This is a genomic window from Donghicola tyrosinivorans (assembly GCF_003003355.1).
Classification (GTDB): Bacteria; Pseudomonadota; Alphaproteobacteria; order Rhodobacterales; family Rhodobacteraceae; genus Donghicola; species Donghicola tyrosinivorans.
The window spans coordinates 1-12,892 of sequence record NZ_PVTQ01000026.1 but is presented as its reverse complement, the minus strand read 5'-3'; the positions used below and the strand labels follow the sequence as shown (position 1 = coordinate 12,892).

Annotated in this window: 10 protein-coding genes; 5 read left to right on the top strand and 5 right to left on the bottom strand. The window is 58.9% G+C overall.

The features are described from left to right. Positions 1 to 124: 124 nt before the first annotated feature. Positions 125 to 889, bottom strand: coding sequence for a sulfite exporter TauE/SafE family protein (locus CLV74_RS20645; RefSeq protein WP_106268492.1), 765 nt, complete (start codon positions 887 to 889; stop codon positions 125 to 127). Positions 890 to 1,003: 114 nt separating this feature from the next. Here CLV74_RS20645 and dnaE point away from each other — a divergent pair, with 114 nt between their 5' ends. Further along, complete coding sequence (dnaE, locus tag CLV74_RS20640; protein WP_106268536.1) at positions 1,004 to 4,591, top strand: DNA polymerase III subunit alpha; 3,588 nt, start codon at positions 1,004 to 1,006, stop codon at positions 4,589 to 4,591. A gap of 102 nt (positions 4,592 to 4,693) precedes the next feature. Here dnaE and CLV74_RS20635 read toward each other — a convergent pair whose 3' ends face one another. Then, a complete protein-coding gene (locus CLV74_RS20635; RefSeq protein ID WP_106268490.1) occupies positions 4,694 to 4,900 on the bottom strand; it encodes a SlyX family protein in 207 nt (68 codons plus the stop codon). A gap of 110 nt (positions 4,901 to 5,010) precedes the next feature. Here CLV74_RS20635 and hisS point away from each other — a divergent pair, with 110 nt between their 5' ends. The 3 genes from hisS to hisG are packed head-to-tail and all read left to right on the top strand — an operon-like array spanning position 5,011 to position 8,416. Then, positions 5,011 to 6,639, top strand: a complete 1,629-nt coding sequence (gene hisS / locus CLV74_RS20630; protein WP_106268488.1) for a histidine--tRNA ligase — start codon at positions 5,011 to 5,013, stop codon at positions 6,637 to 6,639. Then, positions 6,636 to 7,721 carry an ATP phosphoribosyltransferase regulatory subunit gene (locus tag CLV74_RS20625; RefSeq protein WP_106268486.1) on the top strand — a complete coding sequence of 362 codons (1,086 nt, stop codon included), beginning with the start codon at positions 6,636 to 6,638 and terminating at the stop codon, positions 7,719 to 7,721. The genes hisS and CLV74_RS20625 overlap by 4 nt, the downstream gene beginning before the upstream one ends. Next, entirely contained in the window at positions 7,718 to 8,416 is a 699-nt protein-coding gene (gene hisG / locus CLV74_RS20620; RefSeq protein ID WP_106268484.1) for an ATP phosphoribosyltransferase, read from the top strand. Before CLV74_RS20625 ends, hisG begins: the two co-directional genes overlap by 4 nt. Before the next feature lie 3 nt (positions 8,417 to 8,419). Here the strand turns inward: hisG and CLV74_RS20615 are convergent, their stop codons facing one another. Both CLV74_RS20615 and CLV74_RS20610 read right to left on the bottom strand, forming a co-directional pair. After that, on the bottom strand, positions 8,420 to 9,064 hold the full coding sequence (locus CLV74_RS20615) for a DsbA family oxidoreductase (protein WP_106268482.1): 645 nt from the start codon (positions 9,062 to 9,064) through the stop codon (positions 8,420 to 8,422). Positions 9,065 to 9,140: 76 nt separating this feature from the next. Next, positions 9,141 to 9,572: a DUF1489 family protein gene (locus tag CLV74_RS20610; protein WP_106268480.1), complete on the bottom strand. Its 432-nt coding sequence runs from the start codon at positions 9,570 to 9,572 to the stop codon at positions 9,141 to 9,143. A gap of 461 nt (positions 9,573 to 10,033) precedes the next feature. On the opposite strand from CLV74_RS20610, the gene CLV74_RS20605 reads away from it, so the two are divergent. Continuing rightward, the gene (locus CLV74_RS20605) at positions 10,034 to 12,301 is read left to right on the top strand and encodes an adenosylcobalamin-dependent ribonucleoside-diphosphate reductase (RefSeq protein WP_106268478.1); all 2,268 of its coding nucleotides are present in this window, start codon (positions 10,034 to 10,036) and stop codon (positions 12,299 to 12,301) included. A gap of 238 nt (positions 12,302 to 12,539) precedes the next feature. Here the strand turns inward: CLV74_RS20605 and CLV74_RS23055 are convergent. Next, positions 12,540 to 12,892 (bottom strand): hypothetical protein (locus tag CLV74_RS23055; RefSeq protein WP_211299095.1); only part of this gene is annotated, 353 nt, incomplete at its 5' end.

The following is a 12,892-nucleotide window of genomic DNA, read 5'->3' as shown; positions in this document are numbered from 1 at the left end:
AGACGGGCGGGCGTTCTTTGACCTTTAGGTTAGAAACGCCGCCCTGTCAGTGGCAAGAGAAACTCTGCGGCAAATGCAAATTTTTTCGACGTCTTGCATGCCTTTTGGGCGTCTTCGCCGGAGACTACATTAATGAAACAAGCCGTTGCACGCCGATGGTCAGCGCCAGAAGACCCACAGCGATGCTGAGCGGGCGGCGCGGGACGATGGCGGCCAGCTTTCCGCCGATCAGCGCGGCAGGCACACCGCCAGCGATCAGGCCGATTACGGGGCGGATTACTTCGTGAAATTCCCGCTCGTTGCCCCAACGGCCTGCGTGAAAGCTGCCCATAAGCACTAGAAATACCGTAAGGCTGACGCAAAGTTCGGCCAGCGCGGATGAGCCGATGGCGCGGCGGGGCTCGATCCCGCTGCCTATAAGGCCACTGGTGACCACGGGGCCCCAGCTGCCGCCGATCCCTTCGATCAGACCGCCCATAAAGCCGATGCCGCCGCGTGGGACTTTACCGATCAGCCGTGCGTTATTGCCAACAATCGCGCGGCGCAGGATCAAAAGGCCGATCAGGATCAGGTATCCGGCAATGATGAAGGTCAGCAGGGGGCGTTTGAACTCGCCCAATATCAGCGCACCAGTGATGCCACCCGCGATCCCTGATGCGGCGACGGGTAGAAAAATCCGCCAGTCGATGTTGTGGTTCAGCGTATGGGAAAAGGCCGAGGCCACGCCCGTGGGCAGTTTGGCCGCGTTCACAGCAGCCGAGACCATCGGAGGCGGCACACCCTGAGCCAGAAGAACAGATGAAGAAATCACACCGAAACCCATGCCTAGGGCACTGTCGGCAAGCTGCGCAAAAAAGCCCACAAGGGCAAACGCGAAAATTGGGTCCACGACGACTCAGTCAAAAGAAGGGCACTTCCGCGCAAGCTACGTCTGCGTGATCGGATCAAGCAACGGATGAAAGGGGCGCTGGCGGGAATGTGATGGATGGCCTATCTTCGCCCCATGAGCACTGATCCCCGATTCATTCACCTGCGCGTCCATACCGAATATTCCCTTCTGGAAGGAGCGGTTACGGTCAAAAAACTGTCTGGTCTTTGTGAGGCCGCGGGCATGCCCGCTGTTGCGGTCACGGACACCAATAATAACTTCTGCGCGTTGGAGTTTTCGGAATACGCCAAGGGCGCGGGGGTGCAGCCGATCCTCGGGATCCAGATCGCCGTGGCTTACATGGCACCCGCCGTCGGGGAACGGCCCAAGCCACCTGCACCGATCGTTCTGCTGGCCCAATCCGAGGCCGGCTATATGAACCTGATGAAGCTGAACAGCGCACTTTATTTCAAGCGCGACGGAGAGCTGCCTCGGGTTACGTTGGATGAGCTGGAACTGCATTCCGAAGACCTGATCTGTCTGACTGGCGGGGCCGATGGTCCTGTGGGGATGTTGTTGCAGGCAGGTCAGCGTCCCGCCGCCGAGGCGCTGATGCAGCGGCTGGCCAAGATTTACGGCGACCGCCTTTATGTGGAATTGCAGCGCCATCCTGCCGAGGATGGCTTGCCCCAGAACGAACGCCAGACCGAGCGCGGCTTTGTGGAAATGGCTTATGCCATGGACCTGCCCTTGGTGGCGACCAATGACGTCTATTTCCCCAAACCCGAAATCTATGAGGCCCATGACGCGCTGATCTGTATCGCCGAAGGGACCTATGTAGACCAAGCGGACCCGCGCCGCCGCCTGACCCGCGAACATTACTTCAAGTCTCCGCAAGAGATGGCGACCCTCTTCGCCGATCTGCCCGAGGCACTGGAAAATACCGTCGAGATCGCCAAGCGCTGCGCTTACAAGGCCGAAAAGCGGGCACCGATCCTGCCGAAATTCGCCGACGATGAGGTCGAGGAACTGCGCCGTCAGGCGTGGGAAGGTCTGGACCAGCGTCTGGCCGTGATCGAAGCTGTTGCGCCACGGAAAGAATACGAAGAACGCCTGAAGTTCGAGTTAGACATCATCGAAGGCATGGGTTTCCCCGGTTACTTCCTGATCGTTGCGGACTTTATCAAATGGGCCAAGGACCACGATATTCCTGTGGGTCCGGGCCGTGGTTCGGGTGCAGGCTCGCTGGTTGCTTACGTGCTGACCATTACCGACCTTGATCCATTGCGTTACAGCCTGCTATTCGAACGCTTTCTGAACCCGGAACGGGTGTCGATGCCTGACTTCGACATCGACTTCTGTATGGATCGCCGCGAAGAGGTGATCCAATACGTGCAAGAGAAATACGGTCGGGACAAGGTGGCGCAGATCATCACTTTCGGTGCGTTGCTGTCCAAGGCCGCTGTGCGTGACGTAGGCCGCGTGCTGCAAATGCCTTACGGTCAGGTGGACCGCCTGTCCAAGATGATCCCTGTCGAAGGGGTAAAGCCGGTCTCGATCAAACAGGCCCTGCTGGATGAGCCGCGCCTGCGCGAAGAGGCCCGCAACGAAGAGGTGGTGGATCGCCTTCTGACCTATGGCCAGCAGATCGAAGGCCTGCTGCGCAACGCCTCGACCCACGCAGCAGGTGTGGTGATCGGGGACCGTCCTCTGGATGAACTGGTGCCGCTCTATCAGGATCCGCGCTCGGACATGCCCGCGACCCAGTTCAACATGAAATGGGTGGAACAGGCCGGTCTGGTGAAGTTCGACTTTCTGGGTCTGAAGACCCTGACCGTCATCCAGAACGCCATGAACCTGATCCACAAAGGGGGCCGTGATCTGCATGTGGCCCCCGACGGGACGGAATTATACGTGCCCGCCGAAGGGGCCAAGAACCAGATCAACGCCATCCCGCTGGACGATGAGCGGACCTACAAGCTTTACGCCGATGCGAAGACGGTCGCCGTGTTCCAGGTGGAAAGCTCGGGCATGATGGACGCGCTCAAGCGCATGAAGCCCACCTGTATCGAAGACATCGTTGCGCTGGTGGCCCTTTACCGTCCCGGCCCGATGGAGAACATCCCCGTCTACTGTGAGGTCAAGCACGGCCTGCGCAAGCTGGAATCCATCCACCCCACCATTGACCACATTCTGGCCGAGACCCAGGGCATCATCGTTTATCAGGAGCAGGTGATGCAGATCGCTCAGGTCATGGCGGGTTATAGCCTTGGCGGCGCGGACCTTCTGCGCCGTGCAATGGGTAAAAAGATCAAAGAGGCGATGGACGCCGAACGCCCCAAGTTTACCGAAGGGTCAAAGAAGAACGGCGTTGATGAGAAGAAAGCTGGCGAGGTTTTCGACCTGCTGGAAAAATTCGCCAACTACGGCTTTAACAAATCCCACGCGGCGGCCTATGCGGTGGTGTCGTACCAGACCGCTTGGCTAAAGGCGAACCATCCGGTCGAGTTCATGGCAGGCGTCATGAACTGCGACTCGCACCTGACGGAAAAGCTGGCCGTTTACGCCGATGAAGTCCGCAAGGCCAAAGAAAAGGGCGGTCTGGGGATCGAGATCGTGCCGCCATGCGTCAACCGCTCGATGGCGACCTTCGATGTGGGCGAGGGCAAGCTAATCTATGCGCTGGGCGCGCTGAAGAACGTGGGCGCAGATGCGATGCGGCTGATCGAAGAGGCACGGGACGGCAAGCCCTTCAGCACCATCTACGACTTTGCCCGCCGCTGTGATCTGAAACGTATCGGCAAACGACCACTGGAAATGCTGGCGCGGGCAGGGGCCTTTGACCAGCTGGATGGCAACCGAGCGCGGGTCTTTGACAGTCTGGAACAACTGGTCGCCTATTCCTCGGCGATCCATGAACAGCGTGCCTCCAATCAGGTCTCGCTTTTCGGGGATGCCGGCGATGACCTGCCGGAGCCGCGCCTTGCCAACCGCAACGACTGGCTACCGGCAGAGCGTCTGGCCGAGGAATTCAAAGCGATCGGTTTCTACCTGTCAGGTCACCCGCTGGATGATTACCGCGGCGTGCTGAAACGGAAAAAGGTCATGACCTTGGATGAGCTGTCCAAAAAGGTCCACGACGGCCCCCAGATCGCAAAGCTGGCAGGTGTTGTCGCCAGCCGACAAGAACGCAAATCCGCCAAAGGCAATCGCTTCGCCTTTGTGCAGCTGAGCGATCCGACTGGTCAGTACGAGGTGACGCTCTTCTCTGAAACACTCGAAAAATCGCGTGAGTTTCTAGATAGTGGCACCAACGTAGTCGTCACGGTCGAGGCGACATTGGAAAGCGAACAGCTCAAGCTGCTTGCCCGCGGTGTGGCTCCTCTGGACACGATTGCGGCTGATGTGACCGGCAATAGCGGCCTCGAGATTTTCCTGCGCGAGGCCGAAGCTGTCCCCGCGATTAGTGAATTGCTCGAGTCGCTGAAGTCCAAGGGAAAGCGCATGGCTGAAGGGCATATCTTCGTGAACCTCATCGGCGTCGACATCGATGGCGCACCACATGAAGTTCGAATCTATCTCGGGGCCAACTTCGCGATCTCGCCACAAGTGATGGGCGCGCTGAAAAGCATGAATGGCATCTGGGATGTGCAGGAACTGGATGACGACAGCGTGTCTGAGTACCTGCGCCACTATGAAAACGTGGCGCGGCAAGCCGCATAATAGGGACTGGCGGCGCCTTTGGTCTGCTTCGGCAGTGAGTATTTATGCAATAAAGAAGTTGGCTTCCTTATTGTTTAAATACTCATAGCGTTTCCCTCTGCCTTAGTAGTGCGGTGGACGTTCGTCGCCGACAATCTCCGCGATTCCCGCGTCGCGTTCGCGCTGGGCTTCCCGTTCCATCAGCATCGCCACGCGGCGCGTTAGGGTCGCGATTTCGTTTGATTGGCGTGCAATGACGTCCGATAGCTCGTCTTGGGTGCGCAAGAGGTCTGCAACGTGCATCTCGAGCCGTTCAATTCGATCGTCCATGGGTCTTGAATCCTGACATTCCAAGTGGATTGGCGTCTCGCCGTGCTTGCCCCCGCGCCGATCAGAGGCTACACCGCGCCGCGAAAAGACCCCTTATCAGGAGCGTTCCCATGGCAAAAGTCAAGAAACAGCCCCGGCCCAAGGCCGAAACCCCGAAAGGCTTTCGTGACTATTTCGGCCATGAGGTGACCGAGCGTCAGGAAATGCTGCGGCAGATCGCCGAGGTTTACAGCCGCTATGGGTTTGACGCGCTTGAGACCAGCGCGGTCGAGACTGTTGAGGCGCTGGGGAAATTCTTGCCGGACGTGGATCGCCCGAATGAAGGTGTTTTCGGTTGGGAAGAGGAAGACAGCGGCTGGGTGGCTTTGCGCTATGACATGACGGCGCCTCTGGCCCGTGTCTATGCCCAGTTCCGGAACGATCTGCCGACCCCTTATCGCCGTTACGCGATGGGGCCAGTCTGGCGCAACGAAAAGCCCGGTCCGGGCCGATTCCGTCAGTTCTATCAGTGTGATGCGGATACTGTTGGTGCGCCTAGCGTTGCAGCGGATGCCGAGATTTGCGCGATGCTGTCTGACACGCTGGAACGTGTGGGTATCCCCCGCGGCGATTACATTGTGCGGATCAACAATCGCAAAGTTCTGAACGGTGTGATGGAAGTTGCTGGCGTTCTGGATCCCAGCGATGAGAGCAAGTTTGAAGAAGAGCGCGGCATTGTTCTGCGCGCCATCGACAAACTGGACCGTCTGGGTGAAGACGGCGTGCGCGCCTTGCTTGGCGAAGGTCGCAAGGATGACAGTGGCGATTTCACCAAAGGCGCGGGTCTTGCGGCAGAGCAGGCCGTAAAGATCATGCGTTTTGTCGGTGCAAAGGAAAAGATCTCATCTGCCTACGCCGATTTCATGCTCCGCTTGGAAGACGCGCGAGCGGCAAATTCTTCCGATGATCTGGAGCCAGAAGCTCAGAATCTATTACACTTGGTAGACGATTGCGACGTAGGAGAACCCAGTTGGAACGATTACGCTGTATCGGTCTTGCGTGAAATTGTTGAGACCTCTGAAATTGGCTCTGAGGGCGTGGATGAGCTGGAAGAGATCGCGAACCTCTTGGATGCGCAGGGCTATGGCTCTGACCGGATCATCATTGATCCTTCGGTGGTTCGTGGTCTGGGCTACTACACTGGTCCGGTTTATGAGGCCGAACTGACCTTCGAGATTTTCGATGAAAAGGGCCGTAAGCGGCAGTTCGGTTCGGTCGCCGGTGGCGGGCGTTATGACGATCTGGTCAAGCGTTTTACCGGTCAGGTCGTGCCCGCGACGGGTGTCTCGATCGGGGTGGACCGTCTGCTGGCCGCGCTGCGGGCAAAGGGCCGGATCGGTCAGGAGAGCGCCCGTGGTCCTGTGGTCGTGACCGTGATGGATAAGGCCCGTATGGCCGATTACCAGCTGATGGTGCGTGAGTTGCGCGAGGCAGGCATTCGCGCCGAAGTCTATCTGGGAAACCCCAAGAACTTCGGCAACCAGCTGAAGTACGCGGACAAGCGCAACAGCCCTGTGGCCGTTATCGAAGGCGGGGATGAGGCCGAGCGCGGCGTTATCCAGATCAAGGACCTGATCCTTGGTGCCAAGCTGGCCGAAGAAGCGACGCTGGAAGAGTGGAAAGACCGCCCCTCGCAATACGAAGTGCCGCGCGGTGAATTGGTCGCTAAGGTGCGCGAAATTATGGATTTGTACTCATGATTGATCGTAGCGCTCCACGTAAACTGGCGGCAGAGCTGCGCAGCCGCTTTGAGGCTTTGGGCGCTGTGCCGGTTGAACCGCCGTTCCTGCTGCCCGCAGACACGCTGCTGGACCTCTATGGCGAAGACATCCGCGGGCGCGCCTATGTGACCTATGATCCCGCCCGCGGCGAGATGTTCATGCGTCCTGACTTCACCGTTCCTGTGGTTCAGATGCATATGGCCCAAGGGGCCGAGCCTGCCCGATATACCTATGCGGGCGAGGTCTTCCGCCGTCAGGAAGAAAACCCCGAGCGGGCGAATGAATACCTGCAGGTCGGCTACGAGATTTTCGATCGTACCAACCCTGTGGCCGCCGAGGCCGAGGTCTTCGGCCGTATCGCTGAGGTGCTGAAGCCTATGGGTCTGCGCGCAGTGATGGGCGATATCGGCCTGTTGCATGCTGCGGTTCAGGGACTGGAGACCACGGACAAGCGTAAGGCAGCGCTGCTGCGCCACATCTGGCATCCGCGCCGGTTCCGTGCGCTGTTGGACCGCTTTGCGGGCCGTGTGCCGTTGTCTGCGGCACGCAAGGCTCTGCTGGCGCAAGCGGACCCGATGGCCAATGCTGGTCCGTTGATCGGGCTGCGTAGCGAAGGTGAAATTCGGGACCGTCTGGCCGCGCTGAAAGCGGACGCCGAGGCGGCGCCTATAAGCGCCCACCAAGTGGAACTCATTGAGGCCTTGCTGGCCGTGCGGGAAACCGCGCCCTTCGCGCTAGAGCAGCTACGCGATCTGGCGGTGGATATGCCTTCGATCAGCAAAGCGGTTGAACGGTTGTCCGATCGGATTGATGCGCTGAAGGCTTTGGGCATCGACGTTGATACGCTGGAGTTCGAGGCCAACTATGGCCGGACCTCGATGGAATATTACGATGGCTTCGTGTTCGGATTTGTGGCGGCGGATCGTCCCGACTTGCCGCCTGTAGCTACGGGCGGGCGCTATGATGCGCTAACCGCGCAACTGGGGCAGGGCAGTGCAATCCCCGCCGTTGGCGGCGTAATCCGCCCCGGTCTGGTGCTGGATCTGGGAGGTCTGTCATGACGATCAAAATCGGTGTGCCCTCCAAAGGGCGTCTGATGGAAAAGACCTTTGACTGGTTTGCTGAACGGGGCGTGACCCTGTCGCGGACCGGATCGGACCGCGAATATGCGGGCAAGGTTGAAGGGATCGACGGTGTCGAACTGGTGCTGCTGTCCGCAGGGGAAATCCCGCGCGAACTGGCAGCGGGCCGCATCCATCTGGGTGTGACCGGACAGGACCTGATCCGCGAAAAGCTGAGCCAGTGGGAACAGCGTGTCGAAGAACTGGCCGAGCTTGGCTTTGGTCAGGCCGATCTGATCATCGCCGTGCCCCAGGTCTGGGTGGACGTGGATACGCTGGACGATCTGGATGCGGTGGCTGCGGCCTTCCGCGCCAAGCATGGCTTCCGCCTGCGGATCGCCACCAAGTACCACCGTCTGGTGCGGGAATACCTGCAACTTCATGGGGTGGCCGATTACCAGTTGGTGGACAGCCAAGGGGCGACCGAAGGCACCATCAAGAACCTCACCGCCGAGGCTGTGGCAGACATCACCAGTTCGGGTGAAACGCTGCGCGCCAACCATTTGAAGATCCTCTCGGATGCGCTGGTGCTGCGGTCGCAGGCAACCTTGTTCCGCGCCCGCGGTATCAAGCTGTCATCTGAAGAGCGCGATATCCGCGAGGCGCTGCTGCGCCAACTGAAGCTGCGCGGTTAAGCCTTAACCAAGGCTGCCGTTGCGCAAGCGGGTGAGCAGGTTGGTATACCCCTGCACCCCTTGCGCGCCGTTGATCAGGAAACGCTCGTCCAGAATGACCGAAGGCACGCTGCTGACGCCTGCCTCGGTCCATTCCTTCTCGGCGGCACGCACCTCTTTCACCCCGTCCTTGCTGGCTAGCATCGCTTTGGCGTCGGCCTTTGGCAGACCGGTCATGGCGGCGATCAGGGCCAGTGTCTCGTGGTCTGAAATATCGGCGCCCTCGGTGAAATAGGCCTCAAACAAGGCCATCTTTACGTCCTGAGCGCGTCCGTGGCTTTCGGCCCAGTGTATCAGGCGATGGGCGTCGAAGGTGTTCAGCATCCGCATGTCGTCGCCCCATTCGAAACGAATGCCTACCTCGCGCCCCAAGGCGCTGATGCGGTTGCGGGTGGTTTCGCTTTGGGCGGGGGTGGTGCCGTATTTTTCGGCCAGATGCTCGGAGAGGTCCTGACCACCGGCGGGCATCTTAGGGTTCAGCTCAAACGGATGCCAGTGAATGTCAGCTTTGGTTCCGGTCGCGGCCAGCGCCCGCTCTAGCTGGCGAAAGCCGATGTAGCACCATGGGCAAACCACATCAGAGATAATGTCGATACGTAGTGCGTCCATGGGGCCCTCGGGGATTTGCTGAAGTTCAAACATCCTGACGAGGTGCGAGGGTTGCCGCAAGACGATCTTATGTGCGTTAAACCACGCCTATCTCTGCCAAAGCCGCAGAGAGGCTGGCGGGCAGGGCGTCTTCATTCGCGCGGCTTGCGGCCAGATCCTTCGGGGCGTCTTTCTCGGTCAAATAGCGCCAGCCTTGGAATGGGCGGCGGGGCATGGCCTCGGTCCGGATGACCTCTGGGTCCAGCACGATGGCGCAGCGGCGCACGCCGTCGACGCTGATGACTTCATCCAGAGCCAGAATCTTTTGCCGCGCCAGAACGATTCCCTTGATCACCCAGAACAGAGAGCCACCGTCCAACAGTTGCTCTTCCTTCTTGGGCCACATGCGGGTGACGTGCCGGATTCGCCCATCCGGCCCGCGTGAGCGTGCATCCTGATGCCATTCGATCAGATCCTCGACGCTTTCGGCACCGACGCAAAGTTTTATCAGGTTGATAGGCTCGGCCATGGGGCTTCCTGTTTTGCGGGACATTCTAGACGAATAAGGCAGAGAGCCAAGTTGACTGTCTGGAGATGTCTTCTATCTAGCAGGCTGACGTGCGATGGGAAGGGGTGGAAAAGCCCATGTGATCGGTACTGTGGTGCTTGCAATGCGAGAGCGTGCAAAGCCGCCGACGATGTTCCTGCAATGTGTAAGGGGTGGTTGTCATTTGCCCTGCTGCCGAGCGCTGGAAAAAAGCGTTTAAGATCAGAAGGGCAGCGTGCCCGAGTGCCCCGAAACCCTGCTGAAGTAGCGTTTCACACGTACTGCGGGTATCGCAGGTTATCCACAACATATATGTGCATAACCCGATTTGCCGCATATATTTAGTGACAGATGGTCCAAAAATGGTAAATATGCGGTTGCCTGCAGAGAGAGGGTGCTATAGCTCCACAGGCCTGCGCGAACCCACGAATCCGAGGAAGAACATGACCCGCTTTGCTGCTCCGATTGCCGAACAAATTTGGGATATGAAGTACCGTCTGAAGAATGCGGATGGCACCCCCGAAGACAAGACCGTCGAAGACACATGGCGTCGTATCGCCCGCAGTCTGGCAGTGGTCGAAAAGGATCAGGCCAAGTGGGAAGAAAAGTTCTACGGCGCGCTGGAAGATTTCAAATTCCTGCCCGCAGGCCGCATCACCGCAGGCGCGGGCACCGGTCGCACGGTGACACTGTTCAACTGCTTTGTTATGGGCACGATCCCCGACAGCATGGCTGGCATCTTCGACATGCTGAAAGAGGCAGCCCTGACCATGCAGCAGGGCGGCGGCATCGGCTATGACTTCAGCACCATCCGTCCCCGGGGCGCGGACGTGAAGGGCGTCGCAGCGGATGCCTCGGGCCCGCTGTCGTTCATGGACGTCTGGGACGCCATGTGCCGCACCATCATGTCGGCTGGCAGCCGCCGTGGCGCGATGATGGCCACCATGCGCTGTGATCACCCCGATATCGAGGACTTCATTACCGCGAAGTCGGACTCGGCCCGTCTGCGCATGTTCAACGTCTCGGTTCTGATCAGCGACGCCTTCATGGAGGCCGTAAAGGCCGACGGTAGCTGGGATCTGCAGTTTGACGGCAAGATCTACCACACCGTTCAGGCCCGTGATCTGTGGAACAAGATCATGAAGTCGACCTACGACTATGCCGAGCCGGGCGTGATCTTTATCGACCGCATCAACCAGATGAACAACCTTGGCTACTGCGAGACCATCGCAGCCACCAACCCCTGCGGTGAACAGCCCCTGCCGCCCTATGGCGCATGCCTTCTGGGCTCGATCAACATGGCGCGTCTGGTGGACAACGCGTTTGAGGATGGCGCTGTCCTGAACGAAGAAAAGATGGCCGATCTGGTCGCCACCGCTGTGCGCATGATGGACAACGTTGTGGACGCCAGCCGCTTCCCGCTGGAAGCGCAGGCCCGCGAAGCCGAACAAAAGCGCCGCATCGGTCTGGGTGTCACCGGTCTGGCTGACGCGCTGCTGATGGTTGGCCTGAAATACGGCAGCGACGAGGCCGCCGCGCAGACCGATGCTTGGCTGAAGCTGATCGCCCGCGCGTCCTATCTTGCCTCGGTCGAACTGGCGAAAGAAAAGGGTGCCTTCCCGCTGTTTGACGCGGATGCCTACCTGAACAGCGGCAACATGCTGCAAATGGACGACGACGTCCGCGCCGAGATCAAAGAGCACGGCATTCGCAATGCTCTGCTGACCTCGATCGCACCCACTGGCACCATTTCGCTTTACGCGGGCAACGTCAGCTCTGGGATCGAGCCGGTCTTTGCTTATGCCTACAAGCGTAAGGTTCTGCAAAAAGACGGCAGCCGCACTGAAGAAGAAGTGGTGGATTACGCGGTCCAACTGTGGCGTGAAAAGAAGGGCGACACCGCGCTGCCCGACTATTTCGTGAACGCTCAGACGCTGGAGCCCTCTGCCCACGTCAAGATGCAGGCCGCTGCACAGAAGTGGATCGACAGTTCGATCTCCAAGACCATCAACTGCCCCGAAGACATCAGCTTTGATGACTTCAAAGACGTCTACATGCAGGCGTGGGATCAGGGCTGTAAGGGTTGTACCACCTACCGTCCGAACGATGTCACTGGCTCGGTTCTGTCGGTCAGCGAAGACAGCGACGCGGCCCCCGAGGCGGATGAAGGCGCAGATGTCGTTTACCTGTCCGAGCCGCTGGATCGTCCCCAGACGCTGGAAGGCAACACCTACAAGCTGAAGTGGCCCGATAGCGAGCACGCGATCTACCTGACTGTGAACGACATCATCGTCGGCGGCCGTCGCCGTCCGTTCGAGGTCTTCATCAACTCGAAAAACATGGAGCACTTTGCCTGGACCGTTGCGCTGACGCGCATGATCTCGGCTGTGTTCCGCCGTGGTGGTGACGTGAGCTTTGTGGTCGAAGAGCTGAAGGCCGTGTTCGACCCCCGTGGCGGCGCGTGGATCAAGGGCAAGTACATCCCCTCGATCCTTGCTGCGATCGGCGGCGCGCTAGAGACCCATCTGGTCTCGATCGGCTTCATGGAAGGCGAGGGCATGGGCCTGAAAAATGACCCCACCGCGAACCAGCAAGTTGTCAATCTGGACCAGCCTCGTGGAAAAGCCTGCCCTAGCTGCGGTCAGTTCGGCATGCGCATGGTCGAAGGTTGCATGACCTGTCCCAGCTGTGGCCACAGTAAGTGCGGCTGATTGGTGCGTTGGCGCTAGAGTCAGAAAAAGGAGAAGCGTGCGCAAAGAAAATTTAAGAGCGTGCGCAATTGCTTCAAGAAGGGTGCTTCTTTAAGTGAAACGCCCCGCAAGGCATTGATTTGAAAAGAAAATGGAGCGGAAATCCGCTCCATTTCATCATCTCCTATAGGTTGAGTCCGCTTGTGCCTGCGGAGGTCGTATTGATCTCGGGTCGGTGTCACTCACCCCTCACTGTCAGTTACCGCATGTCTTTTCCACAAATCACACCATAGGTTTTCCAAGAACTGATTTCCGTTTGAGTGGAAGCGAGCGCAAAGAGGCGGCGGGATTTTGCCCCGCGCCTCTTTGTCTTTAGAGAAATCAGTTGGTTAAGATAGGATGGGGTCGGTGTCTGCACGCAAGTAGACGTGCCCGAACGGACCTTCTCGTCCTCCCAGAGGTTCAATGCCGGCGTCGCGAAGCTGTCGAACCGACCTCTGCCACGTGGCGCCGTAGACTGGACTTGCCACGGATTTGTTCCGTTTCTTTGACTTGGTATTTTGCCGAAAAGGAGAACGGAAATGGCAAACGGACACAGCGAAGAATTCAAGC